Source organism: Hydrogenovibrio sp. 3SP14C1, assembly GCF_029625905.1.
Lineage (GTDB): Bacteria > Pseudomonadota > Gammaproteobacteria > Thiomicrospirales > Thiomicrospiraceae > Hydrogenovibrio.
Window position 1 is genome coordinate 1 of sequence record NZ_JARTLM010000189.1, and the last position, 259, is coordinate 259.

The following is a 259-nucleotide window of genomic DNA, read 5'->3' on the forward strand; positions in this document are numbered from 1 at the left end:
GCGTCTTAGTGATGCCCTTGGCCTGCACCTGAAGGCTAATCATCTCTAGGACCGACTGAGCGTAATCATCCTCTCGCAGCCTTTCCATCAGGTCAGGGACGCCAATAACGTCAACCTTCGACTCAAACACCAGTTCGCCAGCATTAGCCGCAGTAGACTCATTGCGCAGCAGCGGGGCCATGCAAGAAACCAGTACGGAATCTCCCCAGCCATTATTGATTGAGACAGCGGCATCGGTATCGGGGATCGGCTTACCCAT

1 protein-coding gene is annotated in these 259 nt (G+C 54.4%); it reads right to left on the reverse strand.

Features of this window, described 5'->3' with window-relative positions; genetic code table 11:
- A partial coding sequence (locus tag P8629_RS12190; protein WP_278166373.1) for an anti-CBASS protein Acb1 family protein occupies positions 1-259 on the reverse strand: 259 nt, incomplete at both ends.